We start from the raw sequence: 20,372 nt of genomic DNA on the forward strand, positions 1-20,372 counted from the left end.
TCCATGCCCAGGATCGTTTCCGCACGCGTCATCGTCACCTGCCCCGGGCGCAATTTCGTCACGTTGAAGATTGATTGCGACGACGGCAGCACCGGGCTGGGTGATGCGACGCTCAACGGGCGCGAGCTGGCGGTCGCGAGCTATCTCACAGACCATGTGATCCCGTGCCTGATCGGCCGCGACGCGCAGCGGATCGAGGATATCTGGCAGTATCTCTATAAGGGCGCCTATTGGCGGCGCGGGCCGGTGACGATGAGCGCGATCGCCGCCGTCGACACCGCGCTGTGGGACATCAAGGGCAAGATCGCCGGGCTGCCGCTCTACCAGCTGCTGGGCGGGGCGATGCGCGAAGGGTGTATGGTCTATGGCCATGCCAATGGCGCGACGATCGAGGATACGATCGAGGCCGCGCTCGAGTACCAGCGGCAGGGGTACAAGGCGATCCGGCTGCAATCGGGCGTACCGGGGCTCGCCTCGACCTATGGCGTGAGCAAGGACCGCTATTTCTACGAACCCGCTGATGCCGATCTGCCGACCGAGAATGTCTGGTCGAGCGAGAAATACCTCCGCTCGGTCCCGCCGCTCTTCGCTGCGGCGCGCGAAGCGCTCGGCTGGGATGTGCACCTGCTGCACGACGTCCACCACCGGCTGACCCCGATCGAGGCGGCGCGGCTGGGCAAGGATCTCGAGCCCTATCGCCCGTTCTGGATCGAGGATTCGACCCCGGCCGAAAATCAGGCGAATTTCCGACTGATCCGCCAGCACAGCACGACGCCGCTCGCGGTGGGGGAGGTGTTCAATTCGATCTGGGATTGCAAGGGGCTGATCGAGGAGCAGCTGATCGACTATATCCGCGCGACCGTGGTCCACGCCGGCGGCATCACCCATCTGCGCCGGATCGCTGCGTTCGCCGATCTGCACAATGTCCGCACCGGCTGTCACGGCGCGACCGACCTGTCGCCGGTGTGTATGGCCGCCGCGCTGCACTTCGGCCTGTCGGTGCCCAATTTCGGGGTGCAGGAATATATGCGCCACACTGACGAGACCGATGCGGTGTTCCCGCACGGCTACAGCTTCGTCGACGGGATGATGCATCCCGGCGACGCTCCTGGTCTGGGGGTCGAGCTCGACGAGAGCCTGGCCGCCACCTTCCCCTACAAACGTGCCTATCTGCCGGTGAACCGGCGCGAGGACGGCACGATGCACGACTGGTAAGCCAAGGAGCCCCTCGATGACCCCGACCCGCCGCCAGACCCTGTCCGGGCTTGCCGCCCTGCCCCTCGTCGCCGCGCTTCCTGCCCGCGCGCGGAACAAGCCCGCGACGATTCAGGCGGCGGCGCTGGCCAGCGGGCGCCGTTTTGGCAGTGCGGTCGCCTGGGCGCCGCCAGGCGCGGATGCGGGGTCGTTCAACAACCCCGCCTATGCAGAAATCGTTGCGCGCGAATGCGGGCTGATCGTGCCCGAGAATGAGATGAAATGGCAGTCGATCCGGCCCTCGGCGACCGAATATCGGTTCGACCGGCTCGACGCGATGGTCACATGGGCGCGCGGCAAGGGGATCGGCGTGCGCGGTCACACCCTGCTCTGGCATCGACCGAAATGGTTTCCGGCGTGGCTCAACAATCACGATTTCGGCACCTCGCCGAAAGCGGCGGCGGAGAAGCTGCTGGGTGAGCATGTCCGCACCGTGATGGGGCGGTACAAGGAAACGATCACCAGCTGGGACGTGGTGAACGAGGCGGTCGATCCGGAGACGTCGGGCCTCGTCGAAACCTCGCTATCCAAGGCGTTCGGCGGAGTCGAACCCGCGCTCGACTTCGCCTTCCACATCGCCCGCGCGCAGGCGCCCGACGCCGAGCTGGTCTATAACGACTATATGAGCTGGGAGCCGGGCAACGAGAAACACCGCGCCGGCGTGCTCAAGCTGCTCGAAGGCTTCCGCAAGCGCGGCGTGCCGGTCGATACGCTTGGCATCCAGAGCCATATCGAGATGTTCACGCTCGACCCCAGGACCGGTCTTGGCCCGCGGCAGGAGCGCGAATGGCGCGCCTTTATCGATGAGGCCGTCGGCATGGGCTACAAGCTGATGATTACCGAGCTGGACGTGAAGGACAATGCGCTGCCGGGCGATCCGGCGGTGCGTGATGCGGGGGTCGTCGCCTATCTGCGCGCCTATATGGAGCTGATGCTGTCCTATCCCCAGCTGCGCGACGTGCTCGCCTGGGGTATGGTCGACAAATATAGCTGGCTGCAGGGATTTTCGCCGCGCAAGGACGGACTGCCGCTGCGCTGCTGTCCTTACGACAGTGCGTTTCGACCCAAGCCGATGCGGGACGAATTGATCCGGCTGTTCGCAGCGGCCGCGCCGGCAGCCTCATAACGACGGGGGCCAAGGCCTGGCTTCCGCATTGATCGCCATCCTTCCGCACGCCGGTTGACCCGCGCGTTCGCCCCGTCGCGCGTCGGACGATATACGCCCACACCGCGCCCCTCCTCCCCCCAAAAGAAAAGGCCGCCGCCTGGGAAGGCGACGGCCGGGAGGTTGGGAAGACTCGTGATTAGAAGTTGAAGCGGATCATGCCGGTGATGCGGCGGTCGTTCATGTACCAGCCGCGCGGGACGAGCCGGATGTCGCCATTCTGGTCGGTCACCGCCGCGCTCGTCTTCGTCACCGAGTTGGTGAGGTTCACGCCCTGGATCCCGAGCTTGAGCTGCGGCGTGATCGACACGGTGATCGATGCATCGAGCTGGCCGTAATCCTCCTGGAAGATCGGATCGAACGGCGTGATCACATCGCGCAGCGTCAGCAGATATTGTGAGCGCCAGCTATAGGATGCACGCGCCGAGACTGGCCCGATATCGATGAACGGAGTGATGTTGAACTGGTGCTCCGACAGCCCCTGAAGCGGGAAGTTCGCCCCCGTGATCGTCGGCTGGCGCCCCGCTGCCACATCGGGATCGGTCTCGGACAAGGTGCTCTGCGGCACGCCGTCGCTCGACACATAGGTGTAGTTCGCCTGCAGGCCGAGCCCCTTAAGCGGGCCTGGCAGGAAGTCGAACACCTGCTGATAGGCGATCTCGAAGCCCTTGATCTTGCCGACGTCCGGCGAGTTGATCGGCGTCGTCACGACGGCTTCGAAGGTTTCGCCATTGTTGGTGAAGGTGCGACGCACGGTGCTGTTGGTCAGCACATTGTGCAGTTCCTTGTAGAAGAACGATGCCGTCAGCTGACCGACCCGCGAGAAATACCATTCCGCGGTGAGATCGAAGCTGTCGGCCTCTGTCGGGAGCAGTTCGGGATTGCCCGCGTTGAAGGTGCCCTGGATCGAAACCTGTCCGGGAGCAATCACACCATCCGACCCGAACGAGCCCGTTCCCGGCGCGACCGGCGTGACGACAACCGGAATCTGGTTGCCATTTGCGTCGACCTGCGGCCGCGCGGTCACGCCTACCGGGAAATAGTTGCGCACCAGGCCGAGCGCGGGCGGCGCTACGCCCTTCGAATAGGCGGCACGGAACTGAAGACCGCCACCGACTTCGAGTTTCAGGTTAAGGCTCGGCAGCCAATAGTCATAGTCCAGATCGAAATTGTTCGGAACGATCGCGCCGTTCAGATAATTGGTGATCTGGGTCAGCTGAGCCGGCGACAGCGCGCACAGCGCATTGACCGTAGCACCCGCGCCCGACAGCACATTGTTGATCGATTCCTGGCAGGTGGCGTCGGTCGGCAGATCGGTCGGGAACGGGAATTCGACAAAGCCTTCCGACTTGCGGTTGGTCGTGGTGTAGCGCACCCCGACATTGCCGCTGAGCTTCATCCCGCTATCGAATTCGCTGCCGAAGCGCAGCATCAGATACGCCGCCTTGTTCTGCTCACGCTGCGGGTTGATTTCGCCCGCCGTGAACGGCTGGCCCGGAAGCGCGTTGGGACGATCCGCCAGCGAACGCCAGCCACCATTGATGATCTCGCCATTCGGACCGGTCGTGGTGGGTTCCCACTCCCGGTTTATGCGGTTCGCATAGTCGATATAGGCTTGGTAATAGGTCGCGGTGTTGCTGTTGTAGAACGGCCGACACTGGCCGTTCATCGGATTGCCCACCGAATTGCGGAAGAAATCGCTGAAGCAGAATTGCTGATAGCCCTGGAGCGGTGCGCCGCCGCTGCCGCCCTGAACGCCGTCGACCGGATCGTCCAGCCACACCGGCCCGCCATTGCCCCACTGCTCGCTCAGACGACCCCAATTATAGGTCGAGAAGCGAGCGACCTGATCGCGATCGGCATAGCGCCCACCGACGCGGACCGACTTGAAAAAGCCGTCGTCGGGAAAAGACAGTTCGGCGTCGAGACGGAAGGCATCGGAATTGCCGGTGCTCGCCTCGATATGGTCCATCGCCGAGCGATAGAAGCTGTTGTACGGATCCGCGAAACTCTGATGCGAGCCGGTATAATAGGACGGATAGTCCGCCGAGCCTCCCGGCGTGCCGGTGCAGGGCAGAGTGGGGCAGCTTTGCGGCGCGCGGAATTCCACCGTGGGGAACGCACTCCCGTTCAGACCGATCGCGACATCCTGATAGGACGAGGTCCAGAGGCCGTTATCCATGATGTCGACGAACGAATCGACATGCTGATAGTCCGCGCTGATGCTGAAATTGTCGGAGACCTGATAGCGGAAGTTGAACGAATAATCGTCGGTCACCGCGCGCTCATTGTGATCGCGACGGATATTGTTCGACTGAAGCCCGAATGCCGGCGTGCGGATATTGCCCGCAGTGTTCTGATCGTCGCGCCAGCCGGTCGGTCCCGTGATGACCCCGCTTTCGAACAGACCCGAGGAGTCGAAGAGGATCGACGTGCCGTCGCGGGCACGCGAGTCGCCGTTGGACTCGACGTTATCGGTTGCGATCTCGATCGTGTGCTCGGTCCATGCCTGTCGCGCGTCGGAGCGCAGGAACTGGAAGGTCGCCTCTGCACGGCGATCGTTGCTGCGCCACTGGGCAGCGGCGGCATAGCCGAAGCGCCGACGCTCGAACTCCTGCGTGCCGATCACCGCGCCGCGCGGGAACAGCCCGCTACCCGTCTGAGTCGCGGTTCCGAACGGCACCACGTCGGTGCGGCTGCCGTCAGAATAGATCGGGCGAACGCGGAAGCTGGAAACCTGGAAGCGATCCGCACGCGAGAAGAGCTGCGAATAGGAGGCGCTACCGAGCAGGCCGATCTCGCCGATCCCGGTATCCCAGGTATTGCTGACCACAAACGCTGCGGTTGGCGACGTCTTCTGGATGAAATCCGAATAGTTGAGCTCGAGCGAACCCGCCATCACGAAGCCCTTCTTGTCGAAGGGAAGCCGGGTACGCAGATTGACGACGCCGGCGATGCCGCCCTCGACGCGGTCGGCCGACGGGCTTTTGAACACATCGACGCCGCCGAGCAGTTCGGACGGGACATCGGCGAAGCTCAATGCGCGGCCATTGTTCGCTGTGAACGCTTCACGCCCGTTAAATTCCGAGCGAACATAGGTAAGGCCGCGCACCACGACGCCTGACCCCTCGACCGAGAAGTGATCGGGATCGATGCCCGCTGCGAAGCGATTGATCGAAATGCCCGGAATACGCTGAAGCGTCTCGGTCACCGATCGGTCGGGCAGCGCACCGATATCCTCGGCCGTGACCGAATCGACAATCGTGTCGGAGGTACGCTTGCGCTGCTGCGCGCTCTGCAACGATTCACGAAAACCCGTAACGACAACGGTGTCCGGATCGGTCGGCGCATCCTGCGCCTCGTCCGCAGGTGCCGTCTGCGCATATGCCGCCGACGGCAGTGCGAACGCTGTCATCAGCGCCGCCGTCGAAACACCGATTCCCCAAGTCGCGCGACCATACCGGCCCTCCGCGCGCGCACGATTCCGCCAAATCGACATCCACCCCTCCTCGTTTCGAGAGCCTTTTGGCCCTTCTGCCCTGTTGCGCCCTCAAGGTAGCGCTAACATTTCATCGTCTTAAGCGAATGCGCAGCTTTCGGCAAGAGATGTTGTGCGCTACCAGAAAGAAAATGACGCAGATGTTGCATGAATGCTGCTGCAACATGAAGAGGGGGAGAGGCGCGTGGCGGAACGGGTTCGATCGATCGTGATCGCAGGCGGCGGAACAGCGGGGTGGATGACCGCCGCGGCTCTGGCTCGAGTGCTGGGGCGCGACTATGCCACGATCACGCTGGTCGAATCGGATGCGATCGGAACAGTGGGCGTCGGCGAGGCGACGATCCCCCAGATCGGCACATTCAATCGGCTGCTCGGCATCGACGAAAACGACTTTCTCCGTCGCACCAAGGGCAGTTTCAAGCTGGGCATAGAGTTTGTCGACTGGGGCGGGCTGGGCCGACGCTATTTCCACCCGTTCGGCAAATATGGGATCGATATGGAGGGCGTCTCCTTTCACGCCTATTGGCAGCGGCTGGCGGGCGATCCGCAATTCGCCCCCGAGTTCGGCGATGTCGATACCTTTTCGCTGATGGCGAGCGCGGCGCGTGCCAATCGCTTCATGCCGCCGATCGACGCCGGCAACTCGCCACTGTCGAGTATCGCCTATGCCTATCATTTCGATGCGGGCCTCTATGCCCTCTATCTGCGCGAGATCGCTGAAGCGATGGGCGTCAATCGGGTCGAGGGGCGCATCGTCGATGTCGAGCGTAACGGCGAGAGCGGCCATATCGACGCGGTCGCGCTCGACTCGGGGCAGCGTATCGAGGGCGAATTGTTCGTCGATTGCTCGGGATTCATCGGGCTGCTGATCGGCAAGACGCTCGGCGTTCCCTATATCGACTGGTCGGCGCACCTGCCCTGCAACCGCGCGGTCGCAGTGCCATGCGCATCAGCCCCCGGCCCACTCACTCCCTATACCCGCTCGACCGCGCACCGCGCCGGATGGCAGTGGCGCATTCCGCTTCAGCACCGGACGGGAAACGGCATGGTCTATTGCAGCGACTATATCAGCGACGATGAGGCGGCGGCCACCTTGCTCGCCAATCTCGATGGAGAGGCGCTGGCCGATCCCCGTTTCCTGCGCTTCACCACCGGACATCGCCAGCGGTTCTGGGAGGCGAATTGCGTGTCGATCGGCTTATCGTCTGGCTTCATGGAGCCGCTCGAATCGACCAGCATCTGGATGATCCAGACCGGCATTGCGCGCCTGCTTTCGAATTTCCCGGACAGCAGCTTCGCGGAAGCGGATCGCGCCCGCTACAACCGGTTGATGATCGAGGAGAGCGAGTTGATCCGCGACTTCCTGATCCTCCACTATCATCTCACCGATCGCACCGATTCGCCCTTTTGGGACTATTGCCGGACGATGGAGATTCCCGAGCGGCTGGCCGAAAAGATGCGCGTGTTCGCCACCTCGGGCCGCTGTTTTCGCGAGCATGAGGAATTGTTCAACGACACCAGCTGGTTTGCGGTGATGGTGGGCCAGGGGATGCGTTGGGCGCGGCACGATCCGGTGGCCGAACTGTTGTCGCTCGCCGAAACGCGGGACCGCCTGGCGCATATCGCGGGCGCGGTTCGCGCATCGGTCGACTACATGCCCGACCATGCCGACTATATCCGACAGAATTGCGCCGCAGCCTGATACAAAAAGGGGCGGGGATTACCCCCGCCCCACCCCCTTTTTCGGAATTGGGGTTCAGCCTTCCATTTCCTCCAGCTCGCGTCCCGCGGTTTCCTTGATGAAGGCGCGGACGAGGAAGAAGCTGATCGCCGCACATACCGCATAGAAGCTGTAGGTGATCGTGAGACCCAGACCCGCGGCCATGATCGGGAAGGTCTGCGCGATCAGATAGTTGGATCCCCATTGTGCGAAGCCCGCCACGGCAAGCGCCGATCCGCGGATCTGGTTGGGGAACATCTCGCCGAGCATCACCCACATCACCGGGCCCCAGCTGACGTTGAAGAAAATGACATAGAGGTTCGCCGCGATCACCGCGAGCATCCCCATCTGCGACGACAGGACGAGCTGGCCATCGGCGTCGAGCGAGCCTTGGCTGAACGCATAGACCATCGTGAACAAGGTCGCCGCCATGCCGAGCGAACCCGCCATCAGCAGCGGCTTGCGCCCGATCTTGTCGACCAGCAGCACGGTGACGAAACATGCGGCGATCGACACCACGCCCGATCCGATATTGATCAACAGCGCATCATTCTCGGTGAACCCGGCGAGCTGCCACAATGTCGCGCCATAATAGAAGATCACATTGATCCCGACGAGCTGCTGGAACACCGCGAGCAACAGGCCCGCCCACACGATGCCGCGCACCCCGCCCTTGGCAGGATCGATCAGGTCGGACAGGCGCGGGCGGTGATCGGCGGAGAAGCTCTCGCGGATCTCGACCAGCTTGCGCGTGGCGGTATCGGCGCCGAACAGGCTGGTGAGCACCTTCATCGCCTCGTCCTCACGCTTTTTCGACACCAGATAGCGCGGGCTTTCCGGAATGAAGATCAGCGCGACGAGGAACACCGCTGCGGGGATCGCCTGCATCAGATACATCCAGCGCCACGCCTCGAGCCCGAGCCAGAAGCCGCTGGTCGAGCTGCCCGCGCTCTGCGCCAGATAGTAATTGACGACGAACGCGGCGGTGAGGCCGGTGATGATCATGATCTGCTGTACCGTGGTCATCCGGCCGCGGATATTGGCGGGCGCGACTTCGGAGATGTAGGCGGGCGAAAGGACGCTCGCCGCGCCGACCGCCATACCGCCCATGATGCGCGCGATCACGAAGATCGGCTGGGAAGGTGCAAAGCCCTGGATCAGCGCGCCGATCAGGAACAGCACTGCCGCCAGCATCATCACGTTACGCCGCCCCATGAGGTCGGCGAGCCGCCCGGCGAGAAAGGCGCCCAGGGTGCAGCCGATCAGCAACGACCCGACGGTGAAGCCAAGCCCCGCCTCGTCGAGCGTATAGGCGGTCTTGAGCCCCTCCTGCGTGCCGTTCACCGCGCCGCTGTCATAGCCGAACAACAGCCCGCCGATCGTGGCCACTGCGACGATCGCGGTAATCAGGCCCATATTGGCCTGCGCCGCCGTGGTTTTGGTCAAAGCCCCTCTCCTTTTCCTGGCACACGGCTTGGCGCCGCGCTTGATGTTAGCGCTAACTATGCCGGGATTCGCGCCGCGCGCAAGGGGCTGTGATGTGTGCCGCGTGCGGATTGCGCCGCGACATATTGCGCACAATCAGAAGCGCCTTCAAGCGCGCCAGTCGATCCAGTCGCCATAGGGGTGGCATATGGCGAGCACGCGCCGTTCGCCCGCCGGCCAGCGGGTCAATACAAGCTGCACTTCGTCACGCGCCGGGGTCCACTCAAAGCTGATTCGCGCCAGCGGACGGTCGGCGGTCGCACGCGCCCCGGCCGAGTCGATCGCATCAACCACGGCCTGGCGATTTACAGCGCCGAGATATTGCAGCACCATCGAATGGAAAACCACGCGACACACTCCCGCTGCTTGCGGTTCGGCAAGCCGCTCCGGCAGCCACAAGGTCGCATCGGCACGATCCACCCGCGGAGGGTAGGCGCGGGCCAGCCGAAGCGCCGCCTTCAGCCGCTCGATCCGGCGCGGCTGATCCGCCCAGACGAACGCAATCAGGCGCGCGCGCGCACGGGCATCCCCAGCTTCGAGCGGATTGAGATCGACGCCACGCGCCCCGACGACCTCGACCGGTGCGATGTGCGGCGCCCTGCCGCGCCATTCGGGACGGATTCGCACGGGCGAATCCCAGTCCCCCGCCGGGGTGCCGCCCAGATCATAGGCATAGCGCGCAAGGTTGAGGTTGAGCCCGCAGCTCGACCCGATTTCGAGCAATTCGGCAGCCATGCCGGTTTCACGGCGCAGCACAATCAGCGCGGCGGCAAAGGCCGCGGCGCGTGCCACCTCGTTGGTCTGGGTCGGCGTTTGCATCCAGCGTACGATGAACCCGTCCTGCGCCGCCAGAGTCTGCGCGAGCACCGCGTCAAAATCGCCCTGCGCGCGCTGATAGAGCGCGCTCAGCGCCGGGACATCGCCCCGGCGCGCAAGCGCGTGCAGCGCCGCGTTGAACCGCATTGCAAGCGCCGCCGCAGAAGGATCGTCGGGCCAACCCTCGATCAGGCGGCAGGTTTGCGGCGCATGGTGAAGCTGCCGGTCCCCCGCCTCCAGCACCGCGGCCACAAAGGGCGAACCGAGCGCGCGCGCAATGCGGGACTGGCGCCGCAACTCTCCGCGAGTCCCGACCTGCGCCATCATGTTCATTCAATCACCCCCACCGTCGGCGCACGGTCCTGCGTCACGCAAATCCATCGCGCAAAGGCCGCAGCGTGCGCTGCGGCCTCCTCCTTCACGCCGCGTCCCACATGTCGGCGGACAGCGATTGCGCGACGCGATCCTGCATCGCATGGACCGGACTGCGACGGGTCGCCCCGGCGGCATCCGAGCCGACGGTAAACTGCCCCGCCTGATCGGCCAGATAGGTCACCTCGTTCGCCAGATTGCGCGCAGCCGCCGAGCTTTCCTCGACCATCGCGCTGGTCTGGCGCGTCGTCTGGTCCATCGTGCCGATCGCGGAACTCACTTCGGTGATGGCGAAGGACTGGGCCTGATTGTCCTGCGCGATCCGGTCGAGCAGCGAATGAACCTCACCGACATCGCTCGAAATCTCGACGAGCGCGCTATCGACCTTCTGCACCATCTCGACCGCAGCGACGATATCGGTCTGGGTCGCGGTCAACTGGTCGCGCGCGCGGCCCGCCTCCTCCTCGGCACGCATCGCTAGCGCGGAGACGAGGTCGGCGACAACCGCGAACCCGCGACCCGCTTCGCCTGCACGCCCGGCTTCAACCGCCGCGTTCATCGCAAGGACGCGCGTCTGGAACGCGATCTTGTCGAGGCCCTCGATCACGCTGTCGATGCCCTTGGCGCTGTCGGCGACGCGACCCATGGCCGACACCGCTTCCTCAGCGACCGAGCGGCCGTTGGCGACCGTGCCGATCGCGCCATTGGCACGCTCGACGGTCTCGCCCGCAGCGGCGGCGGTGGTCTTGAGCCGCTGGTCCATCTGAACGATCGCGGCCGATGTCTGCTCCAGGCTCGCGGCATTCGCCTCGGTCCGGCGGGCGAGATCCTCCGACGTTTCGGCGATACGGCCCGATCCCGTATGGATCGACACAGTGGCCTCCATCACCGATGCGATCAGGCCGCGCAGGCTGGTGACCGCGGCGTTGAAATTCGCCTTTACCGCAGCATAATCGGCGGGGAATTCCCGCGTGATCTCTGCGGTGAGATTGCCTCCCGCCAGTTCGGACAGATGCGACGAGACGGTCTCGACGACCATTTTCTGTTCGGCTTCTGCCTTGGCCGCCGCCGCTTCTGCGGCTTGTTTGGCGACTGCGGCATCGCGGAAGACGAGCACGGCGCGCGCCATGTCGCCCAACTCGTCGGCCCGATCCGTGCCATCGACATCGACGCCGTTGCGGCCCGAGGCGAGGTCGCTCATCGTGCGGGTGAGGCTGGCGATTGGGCTGGCGATCGCGCGGCTGAGCAGCCAGGCGAGCGTGATGGCGATACCGATCAGCGCGATCCCGCCGACGATCAGGACCGTCGTCGCGGTGTCGATCGCGCTTTCCTGCGTCGCCGAGCCCTTCTCGATCAACGCCAACTGGGCGTCACGCACGTCGCGCAGCGGCAGCACGGCTGCGCTCACCAGCACAGCCTTGCCCGCCTGCTGAACCTCGGCCTGGGCACCGGTGAGATCGCCGCGATCGACCCGTCGGATCAGCCGGTCACCCCAATTTTCGCGCCAGGCGAGCGTTTCCTTGCGCGACAGCTGCACCGCATCGCGCAACTTGGAATCGGTCAGCTCGGTCTCGAGCTCGACCGAAGTCTTGTCGTAATCGACACGCCCTTCTTCATAGGATTTGAGATAGGATTTGTCGCCGGTGACCAGATAGCCGCGCATCTGGCTGTTCTGGCGCAGCAGCGCGGTTTCCAGCGCCAGCGCCTTGGCATAGCGGCCCTGAGCGGCGTTGTTGAGCGCAGTCGTTTCGCGGATCATCGAGATGTTGGTAAAAAAGACCGCCATCATGGCAGCGGCCGACGCGCAGATGACCAGGAAGGACAGGCCCAACTTTCGTGGGATTTTCAGCGATTTCAGCACATTCATAGGACCATCCGAACTCCAGGGAACCCAGGGGGGGGGGCCGGCACGCGAGGCGCGCCGACCCCAACCCATCAGAAGTCGAAGCGCAGCGATGTCGAAACGGTGCGACCATTGATCGCACGCCCCCAGCCCAGGCCATCGGCCGGAACGGCGTTCTGCGCGATGTCGTAGAAGCCGATCGTGTCGAACAGGTTGTTCACGTTCAGCATCAGCTGGACCCGATCGACCGGGCGGACCTGGAGGAATGCGTTGACCACCGTAAAGCCCGGCATCTTCAGCCCGTTGCTATCCTGGGCGTAGCTGCTGGTGGTACCCACGACGTTAAACCCTGCCGTCGCCAGTTCGGAATCATATTGCGGGGTCAGCTGAAAGATGAAGTCCGGCTGGTGGCGCGGCGTATTGCCGTTGATCGCCGGAACGCGGCTGTCCGACCGAATCTCCGCGCTGGTATAGGTCAGGCCGCCCGTGACGCTGAACGGACCAGTGCGATAGCTTGCCTCGACCTCGGCACCATAGGCCCGATAATCGCGCAGGATCTCGAGGCCGGTACCGCCCTGGATGTTGCGGTCGGTGGTGTCGGCGAGGAAACCGGTGACGTTGAGCGTGGCGTTCGGTGCGCGATATTTGAAGCCGCCCTCCACCTGGGTGACGGTGTCATAGGCCGCGCCCGGCTCGACCAGGCTGCCATCGACCGAACTGACCGACGGCGTAAACAGGATCTTGTCGGCGCCGGCGCGCGCACCCTTGCTGTAGCGGGCGAAGACCGCGAGCGGCTCGGAAATGCGCCAGTTGATGCCGGTCGAATAGCTCACATAGTCATAGTCGTAATTGACCGGGGCCGGCCGCGACAGCGGCACGGTGCCGGTGCGGGCTTCGGCTGCGGAGATGACGCCGTCACTGTTGAAGTCAAACGACGTGGTGCCGACACGGCCACCGCCCAGATCGCTGCCGAAGAGGCGACCGCGCACCTTCCCGATGTCATAGCGCACGCTGCCGCCGATCGCGACCGGGCCGACATGGAAGTTGAGCGAGCCATAGGGTGCCGTAACGTTGTAGTCGACGTCGAAGGCGCGACGATATTGTCCCGGGATCCCGCCGACATTGAGATCGAACGCGACATAGCCGTCCTGCGTAATCGGCGTGCCCGCCGCATTGGCGGCATTGAGCAGCGACGACTGGCCACCGCCCAGCGCATCCTGATAGGTGTTGGTGTAGAGCCAGGTCGTGTCGATCGTCTGGAGCGACTTGTACACGCCTGCGGTCGTGGTCAGCTTGCCCCCGCCGACATTCCATACGCGGGTGGCGCGCAGGTCGTTGCTGACATTGTCGAGCGCATTGGCGTTGACCCGGATCAGCAGCATGTTGCCGACGATGCCATTGCCATTGAGGGTCGCCGGGTTGGCGATCACCTGACCCGCATTGGGGCCATTGGCATAGCTCAGCGTGCCGCCGGCACCGCCCGCAGCGGTGGGAAGCGCCGCGCCCGAGAAGAGCGAGAAGATCTGATTGCGCAGCGTGCTGCCGGAGATCGCCGAATAGCGGAACCGCTCGGTAATCGTCCAGCCGGCCAGATCGAACTGCGATTCCAGGCCGATCGACTTGACCTTGGCGTGCATACCCTCGCTGGTGCTGTAGGCCGTGGGATTGTTGTTGCCGTCAAGGGTCACCAGGCTGGTGATATTGCTCGACAGCATCGAATCGCGCCGCACGTCGAAATTGGCGAAGGACGAATATTCGGGGTTGTCGTTGGTGCCGCTGATCTTGACCGGAACGGTCACATATTGCGGCGAGCGGTCGTCGAGCCACTTGCCGTGCAGGCGCACATAGCCGCCGGCGAAGTCCTTGGTGACATTGAACTTGAGCTGGCCGCCCTTGTACGCGGTGAAGCCGACCTCGCGCGGCCCTTCGCCCACGCGGTAGAAGCCGCCGATATGCATACGCAGCGTATCGCTGAGCTTCATGCCATAGTCGAAATCGAGACGGTTGGAATCATAGCCGATGCCGGTGGTGAACGCGATCGCGCCGCCCTCGGTATCGCCGGTCTTGGAGATCAGGTTGATGACGCCGCCCGGCGAGTTGGACACGAAGGTCGACGCCGAACCGCCACGAATGGCCTCGACCTGCGCGACGTTGAAGTCGTAGCGGATGAAGATGTCCGAAGCGACATTGAAGATATCGCTGAATTCGAGGACGGGCAGGCCGTCTTCCTCGATCTGCATGTACTTCGACCCGCCCGAGGCGAGCGGAAGGCCGCGAATCGTATAGTTGGAGTTGCCATCGCCGGTCGAACTTTCGGTGCGAATGCCCGGGATGTTGCGCAGCACTTCGGCGAGGCTCCGCGCGCCGAGCTTCTCGATTTCGCTCGCCTTGAGAACGCTGGTCGACGTCGCACTGTCGAGCGGGTCGCGGCCCTTGGCGACGCCGGTCGTGAAGACCTCCCGTTCTGGCTCCTTCGACGCACCCGGTTCGGCAGATGTCGGCGTGGCCTCGGCGTCAGCGATCGCGCTCTTGGCAGCGGCTGTCGGCGCGATCAGCGCAAACGGCGCGGCGGCGAGGAGAAGAAGATGCTTATTCATACGTTGCGTGCCCACCCTTGAAGACTCAGGCCCGGCCGGTGCCGGGCATTTGCGTGTTCGCGCCTTTGCCGCAGGAAGCGGCTGAAGCGTCGCAACTATGATAGGCGGGAGTCCGGCGTCCGGTTTTCGAGGGGCGCGAATCTTTGGACGTAGAGCAGCGCGTCGCGACAATCGATGATGTCGAATTGCGGATTTCGGGACCTGGAGAACAAGGTCGCAACCTGGGAATCGCTGCAGACACGCGCTGCAGCGTCAGTCAGTTCGCGCGATAATTTGATCGAGTCTTGTTTCTGGCCCGGCTTGTCTTTGCAGGCACCGCCATCGCGTCAGGCGGTGGCGCCGACCTCGCTCTCGTTCCAGCGCAGCGCTTTCAGCACCGTATCGACGATGTGCGGCGCGTTGAGCCCCGCCTCGTCATATTGGGCCTCGGGCCTGTCCTGATCCTGGAATCGGTCGGGCAGGCGCATCGTGCGCAGCTTCAGCCCCGCATCGATCAGCCCCGCGTCGCTCGCCAGCGTCAGGACATGCGCGCCGAGCCCGCCGACCGCATTCTCCTCGATCGTCACGGCGACCTCATGCGTCGCGAGCAGGCGGCGGATCATCGCCTCGTCGAGCGGTTTGGCAAAGCGCAGATCGGCGACGGTGGTCGACAGTCCCTTCGCCTCCAGCGCATCGGCAGCCTTGAGCGCTTCGCCGAGGCGGGTGCCGAGCGAGAGGATCGCGACCGTCTTACCTTCGCGCACCACCCGCCCCTTGCCGATCTCCAGAACGTGCGGATCGGTGGGCAGCGCGACGCCTGTGCCGTTGCCGCGCGGATAGCGGATCGCGATCGGGCCGCTGTCATGTTCGACCGCGGTCTTGGTCATATGGACGAGCTCCGCCTCGTCGGCGGGCGCCATCACCACGAAATTGGGGAGCGTCGCCAGATAGGTGACGTCGAAACTGCCGGCATGGGTCGCGCCGTCGGCGCCGACGAGTCCGGCGCGGTCGATCGCGAAACGGACGGGCAGGTTCTGGATTGCGACGTCATGCACTACCTGGTCATAGGCGCGCTGGAGGAAGGTGGAATAAATCGCGCAAAAGGGCCGCATCCCCTGCGCCGCAAGACCCGCAGCGAAGGTCACGGCATGTTGTTCGGCAATGCCGACATCAAATGCACGATCCGGATGCGCTTTGGCGAACTTGTCGACGCCGGTGCCGCCGGGCATCGCCGCGGTAATCGCGCAGATACGCTCATCGCTCTCGGCCAGCTTCGCCAGCGTCTCGCCGAACACATTCTGGTAAGAAGGCGGGCCGGGAGGCGCCTTGGCCTGGGCGCCGGTGATGACGTCGAACTTCTGCACGCCATGATATTTGTCGGCGCTGTTTTCGGCCGGGGCATAGCCCTTGCCCTTTTGCGTCACGACATGGATCAGGCACGGCCCTTCCGCCGCATCGCGGACATTTTCCAGCACCGGCACCAGCTGGTCCATATCGTGACCGTCGATCGGCCCGACATAGTAAAAGCCCAGCTCCTCGAACAGGGTACCGCCCATCGCCAGACCGCGCGCATATTCGTCGGTCTTGCGCGCCGCCTTGTGCAGCGGCCCGGGCAGTTTTCGCGCCAGCCGCTTCAGCACATCGCGCACCGACAGGAATTCGCGGCTGGAAACGATCCGCGCCAGATAGGAGGACAGCCCGCCCACCGGCGGCGCGATCGACATGTCATTGTCGTTGAGGATGACGATCAGCCGGTTGCCCGCCTGTTCGGCATTGTTCATCGCCTCATAGGCCATGCCGGCGCTCATCGCGCCGTCGCCGATCACCGCGATGCCGCGCCCAGGGGTTCCCGCCAGCTTGTTGGCGACCGCAAAGCCGAGCGCAGCCGAGATGGAGGTCGAGCTGTGCGCCGCGCCGAACGGGTCATATTCGCTCTCGCTACGCTTGGTGAAGCCGCTAAGGCCCCCGCCCTGCCGCAGGGTGCGGATCCGGTCGCGCCGCCCGGTCAGGATCTTGTGCGGATAGCATTGATGGCCGACGTCCCAGACCAGTCGGTCTGCGGGCGTGTCGAACACATAATGGATCGCGACGGTCAGTTCGACGACGCCAAGGCCGGAGCCGAGATGCCCGCCGGTGGTGCCGACCGCGCTGATTGTCTCGGCGCGCAGCTCATCGGCCAGCTGACGGAGCTCGGACGGCTTGAGCTTGCGGAGATCGTGCGGCGTATCGACGGTATCGAGCAGCGGCGTCTTGGGAAGTTCGGACATTTGACCGCATTTACTCCAGCGCGTTGAACCTGTCCAACGCCTGACACCGGGCACCCCGGGCGGTCATGAGCAAAAGCTGAGGACGCTCTGAAATGTCGCTTTCTGCTTCAGCGAAACACCGAATCGGTTCAATCGCAGTCCGCGCACTTGCCGCGCACTTCGATCACCGGGCGGACGGGCGAGAAGCCCGCGCCCTTGGCGGCGGAGCGGACGGTGCGGGTGATCGAATCATCGTCGATATGCGTCGTATTTCCGCACGAATCGCAGACCAGAAAGATGCAGTCGTGCAGGCAATCGGGATGCGCGTTGGCGACATAGGCATTCGCGCTTTCGACCCGGCGCGCGAGATTCGCGGTCACGAACAGGTCGAGGATACGATAGACGCTGTTGGCCGCGACGCGCCGCCCCTCACGCTTGGACACCGCTTCGGCAATGTCATAGGCGGAGGCGGGCTTGTCGAACCCGGCAAGCACCTCGAAGATCGACGCGCGCATCGCCGTCCATTGCTCGCCGGCCTTTTCCAGCGTCGTCTGGGCGGCGGCGGTCAGATCGGCGCCATGATGCTCATGATGGTCGTGCGCGTGCATGTGACAGATGTAGGGCCGACCGCAGTCAGCGGCAAGCGGCGGACTCAGCAGGTCGCGCGGCGATTGAGGTCATGGCCGAGCGCGAGGATCGCGACGCCGATCACCGTCCACATGATTTCCTGCCCGCCATGCGGCAGCGTCAATGCGCCCGCCATCATGCCAAGGCCGAATGCGCCGACCGCAGCCGGCATCATATAGCCGTGCTTCAGGATCCCGCGACCGAGCGCGACGACGCCGAACAGAATCGCCAGGACCAGCCCAACCTCATGGATCAGCGGGTGCATCAACGCGCCCGCCGCGGAGGCGAGCGCAAGCAGCACCGTCGTGGCCAGGCAATGCGCCAGGCACAGACTCGACACGGCGATCGCAACGCGATCCAAGCGCAGATCGACCTGTTCCCAGAATCGGGGCGCCCCAATTCGGAAGGGCGGGAATCGCGAGGCGAGGACCTGGTCCATGCGCGCGATATAGAGGGGGTCCAGAAAAGTTACAACATAACATCGGCGCACAGACCGAGCATTTGCGCCTCCAGCTGTGCCTCCAGCGCGCGGCGCTGGCATTTATCGGCTTCGGCGAATACATCGTCCGCGTGTCTGTCTTCACCCATCCTGTCCGCCCGCGCGCGATCGCCAACTGGCTGACCATCGTCGCAGCGCTGATCGTTCTGATCGTGGTCGTGGGGGGCATTACGCGCCTCACCGAATCGGGGCTGTCGATCACCGAATGGAAGTTGGTGACCGGCATTCTGCCCCCGCTCTCCGACGCGGCGTGGCAGGCCGAATTCGCCAAGTACAAGCAGATTCCCGAATATCAGCAGATCAATCAGGGGATGAGCCTGGCGGCGTTCAAGTTCATCTATTTCTGGGAATATATCCACCGGCTGCTGGGACGGATCATCGGCTTCGCCTTCGCCGCGCCGCTGGTGTGGTTCGCCTGGCGCCGCGCGATTCCGCCCGGCTATGGCTGGCGGTTGCTCGTCCTGCTCGTGCTGGGCGGGCTTCAGGGGGTGATCGGCTGGTGGATGGTGAGTCGGGCCTCGCCGAGCGTACCGATGTCAGCCATTTCCGGCTCGCCGCGCATCTGTTGCTCGCCCTGTTCATCCTCGGGATGCTGACCTGGACAATCCTGGACCTGCGGGGGCTGGCGCGCGACGCCGGGTCGCGGCCCGCACGGCTGACCGGACTCGGCTTCGCGACCGCGCTGATCCTGTTCGTGCAGCTGCTGTTCGGCGCGTTCACCGCCGGACTCAATGCGGGACTGGTCACCAATGAATGGCCGCTGATGAACGGCAAGGTCTTTCCGTCCGAGGTGCTGGCGGTGAGGCCCTTTTTCGACGCCCTGATCAACGACCCGGCGATGATCCACTGGGTGCATCGCTGGTGGGCCTGGGTCGCGGTGGCGGCGCTGATCCTGCTCGCCCGGCGTGCGCGCGCCGCAGGCAGTCGCGCAGCATCGGTCGCGATCCACAGCGCGTTCGGGATCCAGATCCTGCTCGGCATCGCGACGGTGATGACGGGGGTCGATATCGCGCTGGGCGTGCTGCACCAGTTCGTCGGCGCGCTGCTGGTAGTCGCCACCGTCTGGGGAATGCATGTCGTGGGGCGGCGGCCGCGAGGCTTTCGCGGATGAGCGATATTGCGCTGATCCACGCGACCTTTGCCGATGCGGAGGAAGCCGAACGGATCGGGAGGGCAATGGTCGACGAGCGTCTTGCCGCTTGCGTCAATCTGATCGGCCCCTGCACCTCCATCTATCGCTGGCAGGGCGCGGTGGCGGAGGGAGCGGAGCATCGTGCGCTCTTCAAGACCACCCCCGAACTCGCCCGCGAACTGGCCGACCGAATCGCGGCGTTCCACAGCTATGACCTGCCGGTGATCGAAATCTGGCCGGTTGCGGCGGGCGATGCGGTTCTGGACTGGGTACGACGCGAAACCAGATGATCGCCGCGCTGATCGTCGCAACCGCACAGGCGTCCGCATCGCTGTTCGCGCCGCCGATCGATCGGACGATCGAGGCGACCACCATCGCCGAACGCACCGAAAGCGGCGTTACCCGGCGCTTCGAATCGACCCGCACGCTGCGATTCGCGGCGCTCCCGGATGGCTATCGCGTCGCGGTGACGATGACCGCTGCAGGTGCGGCAGAGGATGCGCACGACCCTGCGGGATTGTTTCGCGCCGGCTTTGCCAGTCTGGCCGGGCGCACGGTCACCCTGCGACTCGACCGCCTGGGCAAGGTGACGCAGATCGAAGACGAGATGATCGTCTGGCAGGCGATTCTGGACGGGATGGCCAAACTGGCGCCGAAGGGCGACGGTCCGGAGAATCGGGTCGGGGCGACGCGTGTCCGCGCGATCGTCGCGGCGCTGCGCGATCAACCCCCCGAGCGGCGCCGTGCGATGCTCGCCTCGCTGGTCGCGCCGCTGATCGCACCGGACCTCGTCGCCGAAGGCCGGGCCGCCGCCACCGCGCCCCGGGCGGTGCGCGTTCCCGCCGCGTCGATCTATGGCAGGGCCGAGCTGGATGGGCTGCGCACGGTGCGCGCGGGCCGCGCGGGCGTGGAGGTACGCGTCAGTGCGACCGGCCGCATCGCCGTCACCGCCCCGGAGGGCGAAACCACCGCAACCATCACCTATGAGACGCTTCGCCGGATCGACCCCGATAGCGGCCTGGTGATCGAAAGCCGCGAGCATGTTCAGACATTGGCGCCCGATGGCGCAATCGCCTCGGAACGGACGAGCGTGACCCGGCTGCTCGGCTTGTCCGACACATCCAATGATGGAGACTGA

At 64.5% G+C, this 20,372-nt stretch carries 13 protein-coding genes and 1 pseudogene; 6 read left to right on the forward strand and 8 right to left on the reverse strand.

Annotation, left to right across the window (positions count from 1 at the left end; all coding sequences use genetic code 11):
* Positions 1-3 precede the first annotated feature (3 nt).
* Both manD and FPZ54_RS11785 read left to right on the forward strand, forming a co-directional pair.
* Positions 4-1,215, forward strand: coding sequence for a D-mannonate dehydratase ManD (gene manD / locus FPZ54_RS11780; protein WP_145847450.1), 1,212 nt, complete (start codon positions 4-6; stop codon positions 1,213-1,215).
* A gap of 16 nt (positions 1,216-1,231) precedes the next feature.
* A complete protein-coding gene (locus FPZ54_RS11785) occupies positions 1,232-2,380 on the forward strand; it encodes an endo-1,4-beta-xylanase (RefSeq protein ID WP_145847451.1) in 1,149 nt (382 codons plus the stop codon).
* Positions 2,381-2,558: 178 nt separating this feature from the next.
* On the opposite strand, the gene FPZ54_RS11790 is transcribed toward FPZ54_RS11785, so the two are convergent.
* On the reverse strand, positions 2,559-5,834 hold the full coding sequence (locus FPZ54_RS11790) for a TonB-dependent receptor (protein WP_186456747.1): 3,276 nt from the start codon (positions 5,832-5,834) through the stop codon (positions 2,559-2,561).
* A 268-nt stretch (positions 5,835-6,102) separates the two neighbouring features.
* On the opposite strand from FPZ54_RS11790, the gene FPZ54_RS11795 reads away from it, so the two are divergent.
* Positions 6,103-7,620, forward strand: a complete 1,518-nt coding sequence (locus FPZ54_RS11795) for a tryptophan halogenase family protein (RefSeq protein WP_239019556.1) — start codon at positions 6,103-6,105, stop codon at positions 7,618-7,620.
* A 54-nt stretch (positions 7,621-7,674) separates the two neighbouring features.
* Here FPZ54_RS11795 and FPZ54_RS11800 read toward each other — a convergent pair whose 3' ends face one another.
* From FPZ54_RS11800 to FPZ54_RS11830, 7 genes are all read right to left on the reverse strand, one after another.
* Positions 7,675-9,084: a sugar porter family MFS transporter gene (locus FPZ54_RS11800; protein WP_145847458.1), complete on the reverse strand. Its 1,410-nt coding sequence runs from the start codon at positions 9,082-9,084 to the stop codon at positions 7,675-7,677.
* Between the two features lie 147 nt (positions 9,085-9,231).
* Positions 9,232-10,272, reverse strand: a complete 1,041-nt coding sequence (locus tag FPZ54_RS11805) for a DUF2332 domain-containing protein (protein WP_145847460.1) — start codon at positions 10,270-10,272, stop codon at positions 9,232-9,234.
* Between the two features lie 85 nt (positions 10,273-10,357).
* Positions 10,358-12,100 carry a methyl-accepting chemotaxis protein gene (locus FPZ54_RS11810; protein ID WP_222428299.1) on the reverse strand — a complete coding sequence of 581 codons (1,743 nt, stop codon included), beginning with the start codon at positions 12,098-12,100 and terminating at the stop codon, positions 10,358-10,360.
* A 146-nt stretch (positions 12,101-12,246) separates the two neighbouring features.
* Positions 12,247-14,751, reverse strand: a complete 2,505-nt coding sequence (locus FPZ54_RS11815; protein WP_145847462.1) for a TonB-dependent receptor domain-containing protein — start codon at positions 14,749-14,751, stop codon at positions 12,247-12,249.
* A 326-nt stretch (positions 14,752-15,077) separates the two neighbouring features.
* Positions 15,078-16,997 carry a 1-deoxy-D-xylulose-5-phosphate synthase gene (gene dxs, locus FPZ54_RS11820; protein WP_145847464.1) on the reverse strand — a complete coding sequence of 640 codons (1,920 nt, stop codon included), beginning with the start codon at positions 16,995-16,997 and terminating at the stop codon, positions 15,078-15,080.
* A 128-nt stretch (positions 16,998-17,125) separates the two neighbouring features.
* Complete coding sequence (locus FPZ54_RS11825) at positions 17,126-17,584, reverse strand: Fur family transcriptional regulator (protein ID WP_145847465.1); 459 nt, start codon at positions 17,582-17,584, stop codon at positions 17,126-17,128.
* Between the two features lie 44 nt (positions 17,585-17,628).
* Positions 17,629-18,042, reverse strand: coding sequence for a MerC domain-containing protein (locus tag FPZ54_RS11830; RefSeq protein ID WP_145847467.1), 414 nt, complete (start codon positions 18,040-18,042; stop codon positions 17,629-17,631).
* Positions 18,043-18,173: 131 nt separating this feature from the next.
* Between FPZ54_RS11830 and FPZ54_RS11835 the strand changes: the two are divergent.
* The 3 genes and pseudogenes from FPZ54_RS11835 (at position 18,174) to FPZ54_RS11845 (ending at position 20,372) form a co-directional block, all read left to right on the forward strand.
* A pseudogene (locus FPZ54_RS11835) lies at positions 18,174-19,213 on the forward strand (COX15/CtaA family protein).
* A complete protein-coding gene (gene cutA / locus FPZ54_RS11840; protein WP_145847469.1) occupies positions 19,210-19,524 on the forward strand; it encodes a divalent-cation tolerance protein CutA in 315 nt (104 codons plus the stop codon). Before FPZ54_RS11835 ends, cutA begins: the two are co-directional and overlap by 4 nt.
* Positions 19,521-20,372 (forward strand): hypothetical protein, encoded by an 852-nt coding sequence (locus FPZ54_RS11845; protein WP_145847470.1) that lies wholly within the window; start codon positions 19,521-19,523, stop codon positions 20,370-20,372. Before cutA ends, FPZ54_RS11845 begins: the two co-directional genes overlap by 4 nt.

It is taken from the genome of Sphingomonas suaedae (assembly GCF_007833215.1).
Classification (GTDB): domain Bacteria; phylum Pseudomonadota; class Alphaproteobacteria; order Sphingomonadales; family Sphingomonadaceae; genus Sphingomonas; species Sphingomonas suaedae.

What these genes read in the sequence shown, in the direction of transcription:
- manD (WP_145847450.1), top strand. Translation starts at nt 4, where the DNA reads ATGCCCAGGATCGTTTCCGCACGCGTCATCGTCACCTGCCCCGGGCGC.
- FPZ54_RS11785 (WP_145847451.1), top strand. Translation starts at nt 1,232, where the DNA reads ATGACCCCGACCCGCCGCCAGACCCTGTCCGGGCTTGCCGCCCTGCCC.
- FPZ54_RS11790 (WP_186456747.1), bottom strand. Translation starts at nt 5,834, where the DNA reads ATGACAGCGTTCGCACTGCCGTCGGCGGCATATGCGCAGACGGCACCT.
- FPZ54_RS11805 (WP_145847460.1), bottom strand. Translation starts at nt 10,272, where the DNA reads ATGAACATGATGGCGCAGGTCGGGACTCGCGGAGAGTTGCGGCGCCAG.
- FPZ54_RS11810 (WP_222428299.1), bottom strand. Translation starts at nt 12,100, where the DNA reads ATGATGGCGGTCTTTTTTACCAACATCTCGATGATCCGCGAAACGACT.
- FPZ54_RS11815 (WP_145847462.1), bottom strand. Translation starts at nt 14,751, where the DNA reads ATGAATAAGCATCTTCTTCTCCTCGCCGCCGCGCCGTTTGCGCTGATC.
- dxs (WP_145847464.1), bottom strand. Translation starts at nt 16,997, where the DNA reads ATGTCCGAACTTCCCAAGACGCCGCTGCTCGATACCGTCGATACGCCG.
- FPZ54_RS11825 (WP_145847465.1), bottom strand. Translation starts at nt 17,584, where the DNA reads ATGCACGCGCACGACCATCATGAGCATCATGGCGCCGATCTGACCGCC.
- FPZ54_RS11830 (WP_145847467.1), bottom strand. Translation starts at nt 18,042, where the DNA reads ATGGACCAGGTCCTCGCCTCGCGATTCCCGCCCTTCCGAATTGGGGCG.
- cutA (WP_145847469.1), top strand. Translation starts at nt 19,210, where the DNA reads ATGAGCGATATTGCGCTGATCCACGCGACCTTTGCCGATGCGGAGGAA.
- FPZ54_RS11845 (WP_145847470.1), top strand. Translation starts at nt 19,521, where the DNA reads ATGATCGCCGCGCTGATCGTCGCAACCGCACAGGCGTCCGCATCGCTG.